The 17,671-nt window shown below is 69.9% G+C and carries 17 protein-coding genes and 1 tRNA gene; 9 read left to right on the top strand and 9 right to left on the bottom strand.

Going from position 1 to position 17,671, the window contains the following annotated elements; all coding sequences use genetic code 11:
- Positions 1 to 50: 50 nt before the first annotated feature.
- On the top strand, positions 51 to 524 hold the full coding sequence (locus GDI_RS06230) for a helix-turn-helix transcriptional regulator (RefSeq protein ID WP_041249318.1): 474 nt from the start codon (positions 51 to 53) through the stop codon (positions 522 to 524).
- A 92-nt stretch (positions 525 to 616) separates the two neighbouring features.
- Here the strand turns inward: GDI_RS06230 and GDI_RS06225 are convergent.
- The 3 genes from GDI_RS06225 to GDI_RS06215 all read right to left on the bottom strand — a co-directional run bounded on the left by GDI_RS06225 (position 617) and on the right by GDI_RS06215 (position 2,616).
- Positions 617 to 693, bottom strand: a tRNA-Pro gene (locus GDI_RS06225).
- A gap of 93 nt (positions 694 to 786) precedes the next feature.
- The gene (locus GDI_RS06220) at positions 787 to 1,368 is read right to left on the bottom strand and encodes an LOG family protein (protein ID WP_012224556.1); all 582 of its coding nucleotides are present in this window, start codon (positions 1,366 to 1,368) and stop codon (positions 787 to 789) included.
- A gap of 33 nt (positions 1,369 to 1,401) precedes the next feature.
- The gene (locus GDI_RS06215) at positions 1,402 to 2,616 is read right to left on the bottom strand and encodes an MFS transporter (protein WP_012224554.1); all 1,215 of its coding nucleotides are present in this window, start codon (positions 2,614 to 2,616) and stop codon (positions 1,402 to 1,404) included.
- Positions 2,617 to 2,802: 186 nt separating this feature from the next.
- Between GDI_RS06215 and GDI_RS06210 the strand changes: the two genes are divergently transcribed.
- The gene (locus tag GDI_RS06210) at positions 2,803 to 3,375 is read left to right on the top strand and encodes an NUDIX domain-containing protein (RefSeq protein ID WP_173363368.1); all 573 of its coding nucleotides are present in this window, start codon (positions 2,803 to 2,805) and stop codon (positions 3,373 to 3,375) included.
- Positions 3,376 to 3,430: 55 nt separating this feature from the next.
- Here the strand turns inward: GDI_RS06210 and GDI_RS06205 are convergent, their stop codons facing one another.
- The 3 genes from GDI_RS06205 to folD form a co-directional block, all read right to left on the bottom strand.
- On the bottom strand, positions 3,431 to 5,446 hold the full coding sequence (locus GDI_RS06205) for a M1 family metallopeptidase (protein WP_408735212.1): 2,016 nt from the start codon (positions 5,444 to 5,446) through the stop codon (positions 3,431 to 3,433).
- Between the two features lie 194 nt (positions 5,447 to 5,640).
- A complete protein-coding gene (locus tag GDI_RS06200; protein ID WP_012224548.1) occupies positions 5,641 to 6,384 on the bottom strand; it encodes a methylenetetrahydrofolate reductase in 744 nt (247 codons plus the stop codon).
- Complete coding sequence (gene folD, locus GDI_RS06195; RefSeq protein ID WP_012224541.1) at positions 6,381 to 7,316, bottom strand: bifunctional methylenetetrahydrofolate dehydrogenase/methenyltetrahydrofolate cyclohydrolase FolD; 936 nt, start codon at positions 7,314 to 7,316, stop codon at positions 6,381 to 6,383. Before folD ends, GDI_RS06200 begins: the two co-directional genes overlap by 4 nt.
- A gap of 53 nt (positions 7,317 to 7,369) precedes the next feature.
- On the opposite strand from folD, the gene GDI_RS06190 reads away from it, so the two are divergent.
- Positions 7,370 to 8,422 (top strand): threonine aldolase family protein, encoded by a 1,053-nt coding sequence (locus tag GDI_RS06190; RefSeq protein WP_012224539.1) that lies wholly within the window; start codon positions 7,370 to 7,372, stop codon positions 8,420 to 8,422.
- A 44-nt stretch (positions 8,423 to 8,466) separates the two neighbouring features.
- On the opposite strand, the gene GDI_RS06185 is transcribed toward GDI_RS06190, so the two are convergent.
- Together GDI_RS06185 and GDI_RS06180 are read right to left on the bottom strand one after the other, a co-directional pair.
- Positions 8,467 to 10,041, bottom strand: coding sequence for a trypsin-like peptidase domain-containing protein (locus tag GDI_RS06185; protein WP_012554079.1), 1,575 nt, complete (start codon positions 10,039 to 10,041; stop codon positions 8,467 to 8,469).
- 116 nt (positions 10,042 to 10,157) lie between these two features.
- Positions 10,158 to 10,694 (bottom strand): nucleoside deaminase, encoded by a 537-nt coding sequence (locus GDI_RS06180; protein WP_012554078.1) that lies wholly within the window; start codon positions 10,692 to 10,694, stop codon positions 10,158 to 10,160.
- A 286-nt stretch (positions 10,695 to 10,980) separates the two neighbouring features.
- Between GDI_RS06180 and GDI_RS19705 the strand changes: the two genes are divergently transcribed.
- From GDI_RS19705 to GDI_RS06155, 6 genes are all read left to right on the top strand, one after another.
- The gene (locus GDI_RS19705) at positions 10,981 to 11,121 is read left to right on the top strand and encodes a hypothetical protein (protein WP_012554077.1); all 141 of its coding nucleotides are present in this window, start codon (positions 10,981 to 10,983) and stop codon (positions 11,119 to 11,121) included.
- A gap of 67 nt (positions 11,122 to 11,188) precedes the next feature.
- On the top strand, positions 11,189 to 11,920 hold the full coding sequence (locus GDI_RS06175; RefSeq protein WP_012224532.1) for a gamma-glutamyl-gamma-aminobutyrate hydrolase family protein: 732 nt from the start codon (positions 11,189 to 11,191) through the stop codon (positions 11,918 to 11,920).
- A complete protein-coding gene (locus GDI_RS06170; protein WP_012224530.1) occupies positions 11,917 to 12,711 on the top strand; it encodes a pseudouridine synthase in 795 nt (264 codons plus the stop codon). The genes GDI_RS06175 and GDI_RS06170 overlap by 4 nt, the downstream gene beginning before the upstream one ends.
- Before the next feature lie 5 nt (positions 12,712 to 12,716).
- Entirely contained in the window at positions 12,717 to 13,310 is a 594-nt protein-coding gene (gene rsmD / locus GDI_RS06165) for a 16S rRNA (guanine(966)-N(2))-methyltransferase RsmD (RefSeq protein ID WP_012224529.1), read from the top strand.
- A gap of 172 nt (positions 13,311 to 13,482) precedes the next feature.
- On the top strand, positions 13,483 to 16,221 hold the full coding sequence (locus GDI_RS06160; protein WP_012224527.1) for a DNA translocase FtsK: 2,739 nt from the start codon (positions 13,483 to 13,485) through the stop codon (positions 16,219 to 16,221).
- The gene (locus GDI_RS06155) at positions 16,218 to 16,901 is read left to right on the top strand and encodes an RluA family pseudouridine synthase (RefSeq protein ID WP_012224525.1); all 684 of its coding nucleotides are present in this window, start codon (positions 16,218 to 16,220) and stop codon (positions 16,899 to 16,901) included. Before GDI_RS06160 ends, GDI_RS06155 begins: the two co-directional genes overlap by 4 nt.
- Here GDI_RS06155 and GDI_RS06150 read toward each other — a convergent pair.
- Positions 16,898 to 17,446 (bottom strand): hypothetical protein, encoded by a 549-nt coding sequence (locus GDI_RS06150; RefSeq protein ID WP_012224523.1) that lies wholly within the window; start codon positions 17,444 to 17,446, stop codon positions 16,898 to 16,900. The two genes, GDI_RS06155 and GDI_RS06150, sit on opposite strands and share 4 nt — an antisense overlap.
- Between the last annotated feature and the right edge of the window lie 225 nt (positions 17,447 to 17,671).

Here is a 17,671-nt window from a genome sequence, read left to right as displayed (position 1 = left end):
ATCCTGTGAATCACAGCTCGTTCCAGAACGATACCGTCAGGCAATCACATATGAGTCAGGGCGGACCGGAGTTGGTATTAGTCTTCTTTTCGTCCCACAATCAGAAATCATGGGAAAAGCTGGTCTCTCGTCCCCAACAGGACATTCTGGAGACGCAACCTACCGGCATTACGGCGTTCAATCGTTCCAACGGGCAGAAAATCCTGGCCCGTCAGATGACGTTGCCGGACATCGTGATCGATCATCTGGGGGTTGGAAACCGCTGCAAGATGACCTTTTTCTACGATCTGGTTCCGCCCGTCACGGATATCGTTGAATTACTGAAGGAATTAGGTCTTTCCCTATCCGAGGCGCGCCTGGTCCAGACGATGGGAGAGACGGGCTCGCTCAAGGAGAGCGCCCTGAAACTCGGAATTTCCTACGAAAATTCCCGCTCGTCCCTGAAGACCGTGTTTTCGAAACTGAATATCAAGAATCAGCACGAACTGGCGGCTATCGTCACCCGGCTGTCGCTTATTGCCTGACCGGCCGCCCCAGGCCGCCCATGCCGAAGGCCGCGCCCGTTCGTCATGAAAACGAACCGGCGCAGCCTTCGGGGCGAATGTCTTGAAAAAGCTGGTCGGAGTGAGAGGATTCGAACCTCCGGCCCCTGCGTCCCGAACACAGTGCTCTACCAGGCTGAGCTACACTCCGAACTTGAGTGGGGGCTATACATCCCCTCCCCGCACTCCGCAAGACCCCCCGGCCAACTATCGGCGCGGGGGCGCTGTTTTTGTCATCTGAGTGTCACAGGCGGCTGACATCCTCGGTGGCGGGGCCACGGACCGTGGTGCGCAGACGGTCCATCGTGGTCGCGACGTCGGGCACGACCTCGAACAGGTTCAGGGCGGCGTCCTCGGCGAAGCCGTTCTGCACGGCGGCGTGCAGCATCGCCAGCATCGGGTCGGCCCAGCCCGCGACATTGACGACGAAGATCGGCTTGTCGTGCAGTTTCAACTGCCGCCAGGTCAGGATCTCCATCGTCTCGTCGAACGTGCCCAGGCCGCCGGGCAGCACGACGAAGGCATCGGCCCGCGCGAACATCAGCTGCTTGCGGCTGTGCATCGAATCCGTGACCGTCAGGTCGGTCACGCCGTCATGCATGACCTCGCGCGCCTGCAGGAAGGTCGGGATCACGCCCGAGACGAGGCCGCCCGCCGCCAGCGTGGCATCCGCGACCGCGCCCATCAGCCCGACATCGCCGCCGCCATAGACCAGCCGCATGCCCGCCTGCCCCAGGCTGGTGCCCATTTCACGCGCCGTCGCCAGGAAATCGGGACGGGCCCCGAAACGCGACCCACAGAACACAGCGACGGCAGCAACGGACATGAATCCTCATCCTTCTGGGCGTGACATGCGGCGTCAGGGGGTGCCTCGGCGCGCGCCCCCCCGCAGCAGGACAGTGGCACCGACCCCCGCCCCGGTAAACAGGGCCGAGGCCAGAAACATCGGCCCATAGCCCAGGCTGTTGATCACCAGCCCCAGCATCGGGCCCGATATGCCGATGCCGATATCGAGGAAGACGCTGAACACCCCCAGCGCGGCGCCGCGATTCTGCGGGCCGGCCCGCGTCACGGCCTCGACCCCCAGGGCGGGGAAGACCAGCGAGAAGCCGGCGCCGGTCAGCGCGGCGCCCAGGTCGGCCGCGGGCACCCCGCTGCTGCGCCACAGGATCAGCAGGCCCGCGACCTCGACCAGCAGCGAGACGATAGCCACGGTCCGGCCGCCGCGCAGGCCGATCTGGCGCGAGAAGAGCAGCCGCACCATCACGAAGACCACGCCGAACATCATCAGCGCCAGCGCCGCCCCGTCCCAGTGCCGGTCGGCGAAATACAGCGACAGGCAGGCCGAGATCGCCCCGAACCCCACCGAACCGCACGCCAGCACGATGCCGTAGGGCAGGACCCGCCAGAACACCTGGCTGAACGGCATGGTCTCGCCCTTGGTCATCGGCGGCACCGGGGCGTACCGCGTGGCCAGGACCAGCCCCGCCGCCGGCAGCACCGCCGACAGCAGCCCGACCCCTGCCAGCCCGCCCATCGGCGGGGCAAGCTGCGACAGCAGCGCCCCCACCGGCGCGCCGAAGGCGATGCCGCCATACGAGGTGATGCCGTTCCACGAAATCACCTGCGCCGTGCGTTCGGCGCCGACCCGGCCGATATTCCACAGGATGGCGCCCGTCGCGGTCCAGCTTTCGCCCACACCCATCAGGATACGGCTGGTGATCAGCAGCAGGACCGACGGTACCGCGTGGCCGGACAGCAGGCCCGCCAGCATCAGCGCCACCCCGGCCGCGACGCAGGTGGCCAGCCCGATCATCACCGCCGGCTTGGCCCCCCGCCCGTCGACGAACCGGCCGGCCTGCGCGCGCGAGGCGAAGGTGGCCAGATATTGCAGCGACACCGCCAGCCCGGCGACGACAGTGTTGTACCCCAGCGTGCCATGGACGAAGACCGGTATGACCGCCAGCGGCAGGCCGATATCGACGTAGCAGATCAGGTTGAACAGGACGACGGCCAGGATCCGCAGCGTGGGATTGGCCGCAGGGTGGGCCGGGCCGGGCCGCGAGGACGTCATGGCGAGGGGGGAACTCCGTTCTTTTTCAGGCATCATAGGGGTGCCCTTCGCCATTCGCCAAGCGGGCGAAGGGGCGGCAGGGCCGTCACGACCGCGCGAGATGCGGACGGAATGTTGACGCCGCCACCCACCCGCACGCCATGATCACCCCCTGTCGCGGACACGGGGGCACGACCGAACATGAGCATGGACATTCCACCCGATGATGACGGGGGCTTCGTCACGCTGTCATCGCGCGTCGTCTATGAAAACCCGTGGACGCGCCTGCGCGAGGACATCATCCGCCGCCCCGACGGGGGCGAGGGGCTGTACGGCGTGGTCGAACGGACGGAATTCGTCGTCATCGTGCCGCTGGGCGAGGGGCCGGACGGCCCCACCGTCACCCTGGTGCGGCAATATCGCTATCCGGTGCGCGCGCGATTGTGGGAATTGCCGATGGGCATGTGGGAACACCGCCCCGACACCGACCCCGAGATCGTGGCGCGCGGCGAACTGGAAGAGGAGACCGGCCTGCGCGCCGGGCAACTGCGCCATGCCGGCACGCTGTACCAGGGCCCGGGCTATTCCACCCAGCGCGGCCATGTCTACCTGGCCACCGACCTGACGCAGGGCGAGCCCCGGCGCGAGACGACGGAAGGGGACATGACCTGCCATACGATCCCGCTGGCGGAGGTGGAGCGGATGATCGGCGCCGGCGACATCACCTGCATGGCCACGCTGGCCGCCATGACGCTGGTCCGGGCGCGGAGGTGGCTGTAGGCCCCGCGACGGCAAGGGGCCGGAGCCCTTGCCGTCGCGGCCAGTGCGACCGGGTTCAGTGCGCCGGGGCGGCCGGCGCGGGGGCGGGCGGGGCCAGGGTCAGCGTGTTGTCCGCCCGGTTCAGGTCGGGGATCTCATGCCCCGGGTCCAGCGTCACCGACTGGGGCGTGCGGGCGGTGGGAATCGTCAGTTCGACCTCGTTGCGCAACTGCCAGGTTTCGGTCGGGATGGTCAGGCGCGAGGTACTGCCGTCGGTATAGGTCAGCACCAGCGTGACCGGCAGGGGCAGCCAGCCCTTGTTGTCCACGGTCACCAGCACCGCGCGCGTCGGGCCGTCGCCGGTCAGCGTCGCGGATTTCACGGCATAGTCCGGGGCCCAGTTGTTGAAGTACCAGCCGCGCCAGAACCAGGACAGGTCCTCGCCGGCCTCGCTGTCCATCAGGCGGAAGAAGTCCGACGGCGTGGGGTGGTGATAGGCCCAGAGCGCGATATAGCGGCGGAAGGCGCGGTCGAAGCGCTCCGGCCCCAGGATCTGCTCGCGCAGCAGCTTCAGTCCGTAGGCCCCCTTGAAGTAGGTGACGGGGTGGCGGTACTTCTCGGATATCGTGTCCGCGGGCGCCATCAGGCGCGGCGCGGCGGGGTCGCGCAGGACCGTCAGGATGTCGTCGGCGGGCTTGCCGGTGGCGGGGGCGAATTCGGCATCGCGCTTCGGCGCGAATTCGCCGGAATTGAAATCGTCGGATGCGTAGGTGTCGATGAAGGTGTTGAAGCCTTCGTCCATGAAGGCGTTGCGGCGTTCGTTGGACCCCACGATCATCGGGAACCAGTCATGGCCCAGCTCATGCGTCGTGATCCAGAACAGTTCCGCGTCCTTGTCGTGCATCCCGTCGAAGACGATGCCGGGATATTCCATCCCCGCGCCATAACCACCCAGATTGACCGCGTTGGGCCAGGGGTACGGGTACCAGCGGCGCGAGAAATTCTCGATCGCGAACTTCACATAGGCCGTGGAGCGGTCCCATTGATGCGCGCCGATGCCTTCGACCGGATAGGCCGACATCGCCAGGCGCGGCACCGGCGCATGGCCCGGTTCCGCCGCCAGCGGCGGCAGGTTCAGCCGCGCCGCGTCCCACAGGAAGGCCGGCGAGGCGGCGAAGGCCACGTCGCGGGTGTTGTTCATGCGGAAATGCCAGGTCTTCGTCCCCGTCTGGGCCAGGTGGCTCTTGGGGTCGGTGACGTCGGCCTGGGTGCGGATCATCACCCGTTCGTCGCTCTTGGCGGCCTGGGCCAGGCGGTCGCGCTCGGTCTGGGTCAGGACGTCGGCCGGGTTCAGCAGCGCGCCCGATCCCACGACGGTGAAATTCCACGGCACGGTGATGCTGTAATCGATATCGCCGTAGTCCAGGAAGAATTCCTGGCCCAGATAGGGCGCGGTGTCCCAGCCGCGAATATCGTCATAGACGGCCATGCGCGGATACCATTGCGCGACCTCGTAGATATCGCCGTTGCGGCTGGCGCTGACGGCGGTGCGGCCGCCCCATTCCCCGGGAATGGTATAGTGCCACGCGATCTTCAGCCGGATCTTCCCGCCCTTGCCGTCCAGCGGGGCGGGCAGCGGGACCTGCATCCGGGTGTCCGAGATCACCGGCGTGACCGGGATGCTCTTGCCGTCCTGTTCGACCGCCACGCTTTCGATCGCCGCGCCGTCCGTATGCTGCGTGGTCCTTTCGGGGTTGGCGAAGCTGCCGCGCGACCCGTCGCGATAGATGTTCTGGTCCAGTTGCAGCCACAGCACGTCCAGCGTGTCGGGACTGTTGTTGACGTAGGTGATGGTCTCGGAACCCGAGAGCAGCCGGTTGGCCGGGTCGATCGCCGCCTTGATGTCGTAATCCGCGCCATTCTGCCAGTACGCGGGACCGGGGGCGCCGCCGCCGGAGCGATAGACGTTGACCGGCGAGGGATAGGCCAGGGGGGCGAAGATGCGCGCCGGGTCCGGCGCGGGCAGCACCGGCGGCGGGGGCGCCGCGACACTCGCCGCCGGGGCGGCATCGGCCGCGTCGTCCGACGCCATGGCCGGCCACGCCACACCGCAGGCCAGGACCGCCCCCAGCATCATCCCGCCGGCCCGGAAGCGGGCCCCGGGGGGAACGAGACGGCGCGGGCGCGGACAATCGTGCGACAAATTCATGACCTTTCCGGGCAGACGAAACATGTGCGCCGAGGCTAACGGAATTACCCGGCCGAGGTAAGTCACCGCCCGGCCTCTCAGCCCAGTTCCTGCTGGATCGGCGCCAGATACCGCTCCAGCTTCACGCGCAGCGGCATCAGGTAGACGTGGCCGCCCGCGTCGCGCACCGTGCGGATCGCCCGGCAGGCGAAGGCGATGTTCGCCTCGATCGTCGGCTCGAAATCGCGGGGGAAGACGACATGATTGGTCGTTTCCCAGTACGAGCGCGACTTGGGGCCGATGACCGGCGACAGGCCCCAGAACACGGCCTCGCCCGCCAGCCACTCCATGCACAGGTCCAGCATGCGCGGATCGAACACCGGCTGGGTGAAGAAGCCCGTCGCGCCGGCATCCTTCTTGCGCGCCACGGCGTCCAGTTCGTGATACGGCGCGCGGCGGTAGGGGTCGAAGGCGGCATAGACCCGCAGATGCGGGGCCTCGCGCCGATAGCGGCGGATCACGCTTTCCGACGAATTGGGAAAGGTGCGGTGCCCCAGATCGGCGGGCGGATCGCCCTGGACCACCAGCACTTCCTCCAGGCCCGGGACATCCACGCCCGGCAGCGGGCCGGCGGGATCGACGTCGATGGCGCGGATATGCGGCACGATTCGCGGCAGCACCGGCCGCAGCAGCGGCACCGCGTCCCAGCCCCGCAGCGGGAAGCGCATCAGGCTGGGGACGTTCAGCGTGTCGGCCAGCGGGAAATGCTGCCGGACCTCGGCCGCGTCGCGCAGCAGGGCTTCGGCGTCGCGGGGGATCAGTTCGACCGAAATCCGGGTCATGCCGCGTCCGTCGCGCCGACGATGCGACGCGCCGCCGCCAGGGTGTTGTTCAGCAGGCAGGCGATGGTCATCGGCCCGACGCCGCCCGGCACCGGGGTGATGCATCCCGCACGGGTCACGGCCTCGTCGAACGCGACGTCGCCGACCAGGCGCGTCTTGCCGCTGGGCAGCGATATGCGGGTGATGCCCACGTCGATCACGGCGGCGCCCGGCTTGATCCAGTCGCCGCGCACCAGCCCGTGGCAGCCGGTGGCCACCACCAGGATATCCCCCTGCCGCGCCAGCGCCGCGGGGTCGCGCGTGTCGATATGCCCGACCGTCACCGTGCAGCCCTCGGCCAGCAGCAGCCGGGCCATCGGCCGGCCGACCAGGTTGGACGCGCCGATGATGACCGCGTGCAGTCCGCGCAGATCGCCCAGTTCCGACTTCAGCAGCATCAGGCAGCCCAGCGGCGTGCACGGCACGATCCCCGGCTGGCCCAGCGCCAGGCGGCCGGCATTGACCTCGCCCAGCCCGTCCACATCCTTGTCCGGCAGGATGGCATTGGTCACGGCGACGGGGTCCAGACCGGCGGGCAGCGGCAACTGCACCAGGATGCCGTGGATTTCCGGATCGGCGTTCAGGCGTCCGATCAGCGCCAGAAGCTCGGCCTGCGACGTGGTGGCGGGCAGCATGTGCATGAACGAGCGCATGCCCGCGCGATGGGTCTGCAACGCCTTGTTGCGGACATAGACCTCGCTGGCGGGATCGTTACCGACCAGCACCACCGCCAGCCCGGGGGTGACGCGATAACGATCATGGAATGATTGCACGTCCCGTGCGATCGTCTGCGTCAGGTTCGCCGCGAACGCCTTGCCGTCGATCAGGCGCGCGGTGGGATGGCGAACCGGCGCGGGTTCGGCAGGCACGGGATCGGTCGTTCGATCGGTCATGGGGCGCTCCGGACAGCGGGCATGGGCCAGATGGCATAGGACAGGGGGCCAGGGTGGTAGAGCAGATACGCAAAAATTTCAGCAGCGACAACGTCGTTCCGGCCTGCCCTGCCGTGATGTCCGCCCTGATGGCGGCCAACGAGGGCGCCGCCCCCGCCTACGGCGCCGACGCCTGGACCGCGCGCCTGCAGCAGGTGGCGGCGGATGTCTTCCAGCACGCGGTCCAGGTCTTTCCCGTCACCACCGGCACGGCGGCGAACGCGCTGGCGCTGGCGGCGATAACCCCACCCTATGGCGCGGTCCTGTGCGACGAGAGCGCGCATATCGTCCAGTCCGAATGCGGGGCGCCCGATTTCTATACCGGCGGCGCGCGGCTGCTGACGATCCCGTCCGAAGACGGGCGCATGGACCCCGCTGCCCTGTCCTATGTGCTGGACCGCCACCCGGCTTCCAACGTGCAGGACAACCTGCCGACGACGCTGAGCCTGACGCAGGCCACGGAATGGGGCACCGTCTACGACCCGGCGCGGATCGCGGACCTGACGGCGCGGGCGCGCGCCCGGGGCCTGGCGGTGCATCTGGACGGCGCACGGCTGGCCAACGCCATCGTCCATCTGGGATGCACGCCCGCCGAGGCGACATGGAAGGCCGGGATCGACGTGCTGGCGCTGGGCGCGACCAAGAACGGCGCGATGGCGGCCGAAGCCGTGATCATCTTCGACCCCGCGCGGGCCGAGCAGTTCGCCCGGCGCCGCAAGCGCGGCGGCCATGGCTGGTCCAAGCAGCGCTTCCTCAGCGCACAGTTGCTGGCCTGCCTGGAAGACGATCTGTGGCTGAACAACGCGCGGCAGGCCAACGCCATGGCGCACCGGCTGGCAGGCGGCCTGTTCCGCCACCCCGGCGCCCGCCTGGTCTATGAAACCCAGGCCAACGAGATCTTCGTCATGCTGCCCGACCGGGCGATCGCGCACCTGCGCGCGGCAGGGTTCGTCTTCCGCGACTGGCCCACCCCGCTGGGCGTGGAGGGGACCGTCGTGCGGCTGGTCACCAGTTATTATACGCGCGTGGCGGATGTTGACGCGTTCCTGGCGACCTGGCGGAAGTAAAAGTACGACATGGCGGGCCGCCCGGCAGGGCGGCCGCCCGCCCGTCAGTCGTTGCCGTCGGGGTCGCTGTTGCCGTTGCCGCTGTCGCCCTCATCCGAGCCCGGCGTGACGGCGACGAAGATGTTCTGCCCGTTGCGCAGGATGCGCAGCAGGACCGACTGGTTGGATTTCAGCGCCGCGCGGACGGCGGTGACGGTAGCGCCGGGGTTTTCCACCGGCTTGTTGCCCACCGCCTGGATCACGTCGCCCGCGTGGATTCCGGCCTGTTCCGCCGCCGAACCCGACTGGACGTCGCTGACGACGACGCCGCGCACCGACCCGTCCAGGCCCAGTTGCTGGCGCAGGTCCGACGTCAGGGGCGACAGCGAGACGCCCAGGCGCGGACCGCCGTCGTTCCTGTCCCCGACCGCGCCGTCGGGCGACGGAGCGCCGGAGAGGTTGGCGATCGTGACCGTCGTGCTCTGCGCGGCCGTGCCGCGCATATAGTTCACCGCCGCCTTGCTGCCCGGCACGATCGAGGCCACCTTGACCGCCAGATCATGCGGGCTGTCGATCTTCTGCCCGTTCAGGGTGGTGATCACGTCCCCGGCCTTGATCCCCGCCTTTTCGGCCGGGCTGCCGTTGCTGACACTGGCGACCAGGGCGCCGCTGGGCGGCGCGCCGGGCGCCGCGGGCTTCAGGCCCAGCGCCGTGGCCATCGCGGGCGTGATCACCTGCGCGACCACGCCGAGGTAACCCCGGGTGACGTGCCCGGTCTTCTGCAACTGGTAGACGACGTTCTTCACCACGTCGGACGGGATGGCGAAGCCGATGCCGATCGACCCGCCCGAGGGCGAGAGGATGGCGGTATTGACGCCCACGACCTTGCCGTCCTGGGTGAAGAGCGGGCCGCCGGAATTGCCGCGATTGATCGGGGCATCGACCTGGATGAACGAATCGTACGGCCCGTCGCCGATGTCACGCCCGCGCGCCGAAACGATGCCGGCGGTGACCGTGCCGCCCAGCCCGTAGGGATTGCCGACCGCGACCACCCATTCCCCGGGCTCGACCTTGTCGGAATCGCCCAGTTCGATGAAGCGCAGCTTGCCCTGCGACGTGACCTTCAGCAGCGCGAGGTCGGTCTTGGAATCGCGGCCGACGATCTTGGCCGGCAGGGTGGTGCCGTCATCCAGCGTCACCGTGACCTTGGTCGCGCCCTTGACCACATGGTTGTTGGTCACGACATAGCCGTCGGCCGAGATGATGAAGCCCGATCCCCGCGCCTCGACCGTGCGGCGCTGCTGCTGCGGCATCATCTGGAACGGGAAGGGGAACGGGAAGGGCATCTGCTGCTGCCCCTCGGCGCCGCCGCCGCCTTCGTCCCCCAGGTCCTCGGCACGGATGCTGGAGGTGATCGACACCACGGCGGGCCGGACCTGCTTCACCAGGTTGACGAAGTTCGGCAGGGTCTGGACCTGCGTGTCGGGACGGATCACCCCGGTATCGTCGGCCCGCGCCACGGGGACCAGCCCGTCGGCGGCCACGCCCCCCAGCATGGTTCCCGCAACCAGCGCGGCCAGGATTCCGCCCCGCATCCGGCGGGCGCGGAGAGAAGACATCGGCTGAAGCTCGTCAGACATAGCATTCCTGATTGTTTCCGGGGCGACCGGAGTGGTCCGCCCCGCATCCTGTGTCATCGTCCGGGAGAATGCACCGGTGGGCCACACCTCTCCCATACCTGCCGATGAAAGATGCGTTAACTGGACGCTTCCCGCAAATCCCCCTTCCCGTCCCCTTCAGGCGGCCCGCCTTCCGGCCTGCCGCGCAGGGCCGCGAAGAAATCGCGCAGCAGGGCCGCCGCCTCGCGCTCGCGCACGCCGCCCACCCATTCGGGGCGATGCAGGCAGTCCGGCCGCGCCAGCAGCCGTGGCCCGTGCTCGACCCCGCCGCCCTTGGGGTCGTAGGCGCCGAACACGATACGCCCCACGCGGAAATGCACCGAAGCCGCCGCGCACATCGGGCAGGGCTCCAGCGTCACGACCAGCGTGCAGCCGGTCAGGCGCGGACTGCCCAGGATGCGGGCGGCGGCGCGCATGACCAGCATTTCGGCATGGGCCGCCGCGTCATGCCCGGCTTCCACCTGGTTGCCGGCCCGCGCCAGGATAGTGCCGTCCGGGCCCAGCAGCACGGCCCCCACCGGAACCTCGCCCCGGGCGGCGGCGGCGCGGGCCTCGGCCAGCGCCAGGGCCATCGGGCCGTCGCCGGCCTGGCCTCTCGCGGCCCCGTTCGTCATGACACCTGTCCCGAAAATGGCGAAAAACCGGGCCCCGGCGTGCAACCCGCCTGCCGTCGGACCGTTCGATCCATACCGCAGGCGGGGTGAAATGCCCGCACGCCGGCGAAGGTCCCGTCATCACAACATGTTACAGTGCCTCACGCACCGATCGGGCGTAAAAGGGAACGTTTCTTAGGGAAAAGTTAGCTATTTTAATCGACAAACGACATCGCGACGATCACTGTAACAGTGCTTTACGAACGTGACCTGTAACAATCGATCGATCATGGACAGGAGGAAGACGATGAACGCACTTACCCTGGTCCTGGCCGCGGCAGCCATCGTCATCGGCTTTTCGGCCTGCGAGCCCGAATTGCTCGGGCACCATTCCCACGCGGCGGGCATGGGAACCGCCAGCATAGGTTCGGTCATTTCCGACGGCTGATCCGTTCGCGCGCATTCCCGTCATACGCGCTTTGCTCTAGGCCGCGCTTTACTCTAGGCAGGGCGGAATGAGTTCGTCCCGCCCCCTGATCGGCGTGACCCTGGACAGCGAGCCCGGCACCCCGCAGGGGGGCGGCTATTCACGCTATCCCTGGTACGCGCTGCGCCGGAACTACCTGGATGCCGTCGCCGACGCGGGCGGCATTCCGGTGGCGCTGCCCCATTGCGCCGACCTGGCGCCCGACATCCTGGCGCGGTTGGACGGGCTGGTGGTCACCGGGGGCGCATTCGACGTCGATCCCGCACTGTATGGCGCGGACACCCGCCATGCGACCGTGACCCTGAAATCGGACCGCACGCGCGCCGAACTGGCGCTGACGCGGGGCGCGATCGCGCGGGACATGCCGCTGCTGGGCATCTGCGGCGGCCAGCAGCTTCTGGCGGTGGCGCTGGGCGGCAGCCTGGTCCAGCATATTCCCGACGCGATCCCCGGCGCCCTGCCGCACGAGCAGCCCAACCCCCGCCACGAGGCCGGCCACCAGGTCGCGATCACCCCCGGCACGCTGCTGGCGCGGGTGACGCAGGCCGCGCGCATCGCGGTCAATTCCGCCCATCACCAGGCCGTTCGCACCCCCGGCGAGGCGATCGTCTGCGCCATCGCGCCGGACGGCGTGGTCGAGGCGATCGAGCATCCGGCACGGCGGTTTTGCCTGGGCGTGCAATGGCACCCCGAATTCGCCATATCGGTAGCCGATAGACGCATCTTTGCCGCCTTGATAGAGACCTCGGGATCGAGATGACACAGCACGACGACGACACGACCCAACCGGGGCACCCCGACCGGCCCGAACGTGGCGAGCGCATCGCCAAATGGCTGGCGCGGTCCGGCGTCGCCAGCCGCCGCGACGCCGAGCGCCTGGTCGAGGAAGGGCGCGTGCGCCTGAACGGCGAACCCGTCACCCATCCGGCGACCTTCGTCGCGGCGGGCGACATCGTGCAGGTGAACGGCGCGGTGGTCGAGGCGCCCGAACGGACCCGGCTCTGGCGCTATCACAAGCCGGACGGGCTGGTGACGACGCACCGCGACCCCGAGAAGCGGCCGACCGTGTTCGCCTCGCTGCCGCCGGGCATGCCGCGCGTCATCAGCGTCGGGCGGCTGGACCTGAACAGCGAGGGGCTGCTGCTGCTGACCAATGACGGCGAACTGGCCCGGCGGCTGGAACTGCCGTCGAACGGCTGGCTGCGCCGCTATCGCGTGCGCGTCTTCGGCGTGGTGGACGAGGCGCGGCTGGCGGCCCTGGCCGGGGGCAGCGTGTTCGAGGGCGTGCGTTACGGGCCGATCGAGGCCGGGCTGGATTCCCGCAAGGGCGACAATGCCTGGCTGACCGTGGCGCTGCGCGAGGGCAAGAATCGCGAGGTGCGCAAGGTCATGCGCGGGCTGAACCTGCATGTCAGCCGGCTGATCCGCACATCCTACGGTCCGTTCCAGCTCGGCACGCTGCAGCGCTCGGAACTGGAGGAAGTGCCGGGCAAGGTCCTGCGCGAGCAGGTGCCCGGACTGGGCCCGGCGCCCCGGCCCGCCCGCCGGTAGGCCGGATGCGCATCGTCGCCGGAACGTGGCGCGGCCGCGCCCTGGCCGCGCCCGCCGGGCGCACCACCCGCCCGACGGCGGACCGCGTTCGCCAGGCACTGTTCGACATGCTGCTGCACGCGCCCTGGGGCGGATACGACCGGGTGGCGGGCGCGCGGGTGCTGGACGGTTTCGCGGGGACCGGCGCCCTGGGACTGGAGGCCCTGTCACGCAGCGCCGGGCACTGCGTTTTCTTCGAGACCGACCGCGCCGCCCTGGCCGCCCTGCACGCCAACATCGCCGCCTGCGGGGCGCGGGAGGCCACCACCGTGCGCGCCATGGACGTGACCCGCCCCCCTGCCGCCGTCCGGCCCTGCGACCTGCTGTTCCTGGACCCGCCCTATGGCCGCGGCCTGCCGGAGCGCGCGCTGGCAGCGCTGGACCGGGCAGGGTGGATCGCGCCGCGCGCGCTGGTCGTTATCGAAACCGGCGCTGACGAGGCCCTGCCGCCCGACGACGGGCCGCTGCCGGGCGGGGTGGCGGGCACGCGGCTGGCCGAGCGGCGGCACGGCGCGGCCCGGATATCGATCTGGCGCGCCGCCACCGGAATGCCCGAATAAGCGTGTAAGCGCCCTTCTGTATTCCGCGTTGCCGAGGTTATAACTTCGTTCTGGTTCCAATGCCCCCGGGGCTGGCGGCCCGGGACGGGTCTCCGGCTTCATCGCGCCTGCCGTCCCGTGGACTCGCCCCGTTCCCGCGGGCGGACAGGCCCCGTACACAGGATCCGAACATTTGCCGAGCCTTGGCCGCTATATCCCTGCCTCCCTGGTCTCTCCGCGCATCCGGTCGGCCGCGCGGCAGCGGCTGGCTGAAATGGGGGGCATGGTGCTGTGGCTGCTGGCCCTGGCGCTGGCCGCCGCGCTGTGGAGCTACAATCCGCTCGACCCGTCGATGAACACCGCCAGCACCCAGGCGCCGACCAACCTGCTGGGATTCACCGGGTCGTACCTGGCCGACGTGCTGCTGCAGAATGTGGGCATCACCGCCGCCCTGCCGGTGCTGGCCATGATGGCATGGGGGTGGCGCGTGGTCCGGCATGCGGGGCTGGGCTCGATCCTGCTGCGACTGGTTGCCCTGCTGTGCGCCATGCCGGTCATCGGGGCATTGCTGGCGGCGCTGCCGATCCTGCTGCCCATGCTGCCGGCGCCGCACTGGCCCACCGAATCCGGGCCGGGCGGGGCATTCGGCCTGTCGATCGCCCATACCGCGCTGCAGGCCGCGTCATCGGTCCTGGGCCCGGCGGGCCGGCTGGCGGTGTGGGTGCTGGGCCTGCTGCTGACCATCCTGCTGGTCCCGCTGGGAATGGGCCTGTCCCTGGCCGAATGGGCGGCGATCGGCCGGGGGCTGCGCGCGGCGGCGCGGCAGCCGCTGCGCCTGGCACGCAGCATGCCCGCGCGGCAGGGCCGCCCCGACCGCCCGGCCGCCGCCGACGTGGCGGGCCAGGCCGGTGCGCCGATCCCGGCCCGGCCGGACCTGTCGGCCCAGGCCCGCGCGCCCGAGCCACCACCCCGCACCATCCGCATGGAGCGGCCGGCCCCCCGGCCCGCCCCGCCTGCGTCCACGCCCCGCATGCCCCCGCCCCGGCCGCCCGCGCCCCGGCCGTCCCTGGGTACCGGCTGGGTCCAGCCGCCGGGCATGGACACGGACGTGGCCGACGAACCGCCGCCGCTGCTGCTGGGCGGTCCGCGCGCGCAGGACATCGCCCCCTGGGACGTTGAAGACGACGTCGATCCCCACGTACCGCTGGCCGAGCCGGCGCGCGACACGGCCGCCGAGGCCCCGCGCACCACGTTGATGAGCCGCCTGGACCGCCTGTTCGGCGGCCGCGCCACGGCGCCCGAGCCCTCCGCGCCCGACCTGCCTGTCCGCCCCCAGGGCGGGACCGGCGAGGACGCACGGGGCTACGCGCCGCCGCCGCGGCCCGACGGGCGCGATCCGTGGCGCCTGCCCCCGATCGGGCTGCTGAAGGCGGCCCCGTCGCATATGGAGACCGGGCCGTCGCAGGAGGCGTTGCAGGCCAATGCCCGGCTGCTGGAAACCGTGCTGTCCGATTACGGGGTGCAGGGACAGATCGGGCAGATCCATGCCGGCCCGGTCGTCACGCTGTACGAACTGGAACCCGCGCCGGGAATCCGCTCGGCCCGGGTGATCGGGCTGGCCGACGACGTGGCGCGGTCCCTGTCGGTGCTGAGCGTGCGCATCGCCACCGTGCCGGGCCGCAACGTCATCGGCATCGAGGTGCCGAACGCCCTGCGTGAGACGGTGTTCCTGTCCGAACTGTTCACCGACGATGCCTGGCATCATTCCGCGTCGCGCCTGTGCCTGGCGCTGGGCAAGGATATTGCCGGCGTGCCGGTCTATGGCGACCTGGCGCGCATGCCGCACCTGCTGATCGCCGGCACCACCGGGTCGGGCAAGTCGGTGGGCGTGAACGCGATGATCCTGTCGCTGCTCTATCGCATGTCGCCCGAGGAATGCCGGCTGATCCTGATCGACCCCAAGATCCTGGAACTGTCGATCTACGAGGGCATTCCCCACCTGATGACCCCCGTGGTCACGGAACCGGCCAAGGCGGTCGCCGCCCTGAAATGGACGGTGCGGGAGATGGACCGGCGCTATCGCGCCATGTCCCACCTGCAGGTGCGCAATATCGGCAGCTACAACGAACGCGTGGCCGAGGCCCGCAGGCGCGGCGAGGTCGTCAGCCGGCGGGTGCAGACCGGATACGACCCCGAGACCGGGCGCCCGACCTTCGAGGAGCAGCAGCTCGCGCTCGATTCCCTGCCCTATATCGTCGTGGTGATCGACGAGATGGCGGACCTGATGATGGTCGCGGGCAAGGAGATCGAGGCAGCGGTGCAGCGCCTGGCGCAGAAGGCCCGCGCGGCGGGCATCCATGTCATCATGGCCACGCAGCGGCCGTCGGTGGACGTGATCACCGGCACCATCAAGGCCAATTTCCCGACCCGCATCTCGTTCCAGGTCATCAGCAAGTTCGACAGCCGCACCATCCTGGGCGAGCAGGGGGCCGAGCAGCTCCTGGGCCAGGGCGACATGCTGTACATGCAGGGCGGCGGGCGCATCACCCGCGTCCACGGCCCCTTCGTCGGCGATACCGAGGTCGAGGACGTGGTGCGCTTCCTGCGCAGCCAGGGCGAGCCGATCTATGACGACGACGTCATCTCGGCCCAGGACGAGGATGGCGGCGGCGGTTCGGCGGGCCGGTCCTCGGGCAACGGGCTGGGCGGCGGCGGCTTCGACGAGGAAACCAGCCTGTTCGACCAGGCGGTGGCGGTCGTGGCCCGCGAGGGCAAGGCCTCGACCTCGTTCATCCAGCGGCACCTGTCCATCGGCTATAACCGCGCCGCCAAGATCATCGAGCAGATGGAAAAGGAAGGCATCGTCAGCCCGGCCAACCATGTCGGACGGCGCGAGGTCCTGCTGCGCCGCACCGCCGACGACGAGGAATGACCCGCCGCCCGGACGACCGGCCGGACCCTTTTCCCGTCCTGTTCCGCGATAACCGCTTCATCGTCATCGACAAGCCGCCGGGCCTGCCGGTCCATCCCGGCCCGTCCGGCGGCCCGTCGGTCGAGGATTCCTTTCCGCTGCTGTCCCGCCGCGCGGACGGGCCGTGGCTGGCCCACCGCCTGGACCGCGACACGTCCGGCTGCCTGCTGATCGCGTTGCGCAAGCAGGCGCTGCTGGCGGCCCAGGCCGCCTTCGCGGCGGGCCAGGTGCGAAAGACCTACTGGGCCGTCGTCCAGGGGCGCCCCGCCGCCGACAGCGGTACGGTGGCGATGACGATGGCCCGTCATTCCGACCGCCAGGGCTGGCGCATGGTCGCGGCCCCGGACGGGCAGGCATCGCGGACCGACTGGCGGGTCCTGGCGTCCGACGGGCGGGAAAGCTGGCTGGAACTGCATCTGCTGACCGGCCGCACCCACCAGGCCCGGCTGCACTGCGCCAGCCTGGGCTGCCCGATCCTGGGCGACCCGGTCTATGGCGGCGCGGAAGGGCCGACCCTGCACCTGATGAGCCGCCATCTGGCGCTGCCCCTGTCACCCCCCGTCAGCGCGACGGCACCGCCGCCCGCGCATATCCGCGCGACGCTGGACCGCCATGGCTGGCAGGGTATCGGGGCTATCTAGGACACACCCTGCAAGGCCCGCAGGCAGTCGCCGCCCTGGTTGGTCAGGTGGATATCATGCAGCGCCTGGACCGCGCGGATGGCCCGCCCGCGCCAGGCGGCCGGCATCCCACCAGGGGCGCAGACCGCCTGCCCGCCCCGGACCGGACCGTTCTTCGGGTCCAGCGCCGCCAGCACCGCCGCCGTGTTCAGCAGCAACGCCTGGCGCAGCGCGCCCTGCAGCGACCGGGCGGTCGCGGCGTCGGCCGCCGGCATAAGCGCGGGCATCAGCGCGATCCAGTTCTGCCATCCCGCCGCCACCGCGCGGCGCACGCGCGGCCATTCGCGGTCCTGGGCCAGGACCTGCGCGGTCTTCGCCGCCCCGTCCTGGCGAATCTGTTCCGCCAGGGAGCGGGCGGTCAGGGTCCGCGCGGCCTCGATGGGGCCGAAGGTGGGCGCCGCCGCCCGGGCGCCGGAGGCCAGCAGCACAAGCCCGGCCGCCACCGCCAGGCCCGGCAGGCGCATCCGGCGGATCAATCGCGCGGGCAGGGTGGGCGATATCCTCAAGCCTGGACTCCTTGGCCGGGTCGAAAACCATGACGAACGGGGAAGGCGGCAGGACAGCATGGAAACATGGCATGATCCTGGCACCAGCAACACAAAGCCTGTCCGGAGGCCGTTTCAACAGTCCCCTTGGGCCGCCCCCGCCCGGCAGCGGGGCTTTTGAAACCGTCTCCTCGGTTGCGGGCGGTGGCCCGAGTGCCTATAGCGTGCGGCAATCCATCCGGCACG

Origin of the sequence: Gluconacetobacter diazotrophicus PA1 5 (assembly GCF_000067045.1) — a bacterium.
In the GTDB taxonomy this organism is placed as follows: Bacteria; Pseudomonadota; Alphaproteobacteria; order Acetobacterales; family Acetobacteraceae; genus Gluconacetobacter; species Gluconacetobacter diazotrophicus.
The sequence above is the reverse complement of the archived record's forward strand: the minus strand, read 5'-3'. Positions and strand labels throughout refer to the sequence as shown.

What these genes read in the sequence shown, in the direction of transcription:
- GDI_RS06155 (WP_012224525.1), top strand. Translation starts at nt 16,218, where the DNA reads ATGACCCGCCGCCCGGACGACCGGCCGGACCCTTTTCCCGTCCTGTTC.
- GDI_RS06175 (WP_012224532.1), top strand. Translation starts at nt 11,189, where the DNA reads ATGAGTTCGTCCCGCCCCCTGATCGGCGTGACCCTGGACAGCGAGCCC.
- GDI_RS06220 (WP_012224556.1), bottom strand. Translation starts at nt 1,368, where the DNA reads ATGTCCGTTGCTGCCGTCGCTGTGTTCTGTGGGTCGCGTTTCGGGGCC.
- folD (WP_012224541.1), bottom strand. Translation starts at nt 7,316, where the DNA reads ATGACCGATCGAACGACCGATCCCGTGCCTGCCGAACCCGCGCCGGTT.
- rsmD (WP_012224529.1), top strand. Translation starts at nt 12,717, where the DNA reads ATGCGCATCGTCGCCGGAACGTGGCGCGGCCGCGCCCTGGCCGCGCCC.
- GDI_RS06180 (WP_012554078.1), bottom strand. Translation starts at nt 10,694, where the DNA reads ATGACGAACGGGGCCGCGAGAGGCCAGGCCGGCGACGGCCCGATGGCC.
- GDI_RS19705 (WP_012554077.1), top strand. Translation starts at nt 10,981, where the DNA reads ATGAACGCACTTACCCTGGTCCTGGCCGCGGCAGCCATCGTCATCGGC.
- GDI_RS06230 (WP_041249318.1), top strand. Translation starts at nt 51, where the DNA reads ATGAGTCAGGGCGGACCGGAGTTGGTATTAGTCTTCTTTTCGTCCCAC.
- GDI_RS06200 (WP_012224548.1), bottom strand. Translation starts at nt 6,384, where the DNA reads ATGACCCGGATTTCGGTCGAACTGATCCCCCGCGACGCCGAAGCCCTG.
- GDI_RS06215 (WP_012224554.1), bottom strand. Translation starts at nt 2,616, where the DNA reads ATGACGTCCTCGCGGCCCGGCCCGGCCCACCCTGCGGCCAATCCCACG.
- GDI_RS06170 (WP_012224530.1), top strand. Translation starts at nt 11,917, where the DNA reads ATGACACAGCACGACGACGACACGACCCAACCGGGGCACCCCGACCGG.
- GDI_RS06210 (WP_173363368.1), top strand. Translation starts at nt 2,803, where the DNA reads ATGGACATTCCACCCGATGATGACGGGGGCTTCGTCACGCTGTCATCG.
- GDI_RS06185 (WP_012554079.1), bottom strand. Translation starts at nt 10,041, where the DNA reads ATGTCTGACGAGCTTCAGCCGATGTCTTCTCTCCGCGCCCGCCGGATG.
- GDI_RS06205 (WP_408735212.1), bottom strand. Translation starts at nt 5,446, where the DNA reads ATGGCGTCGGACGACGCGGCCGATGCCGCCCCGGCGGCGAGTGTCGCG.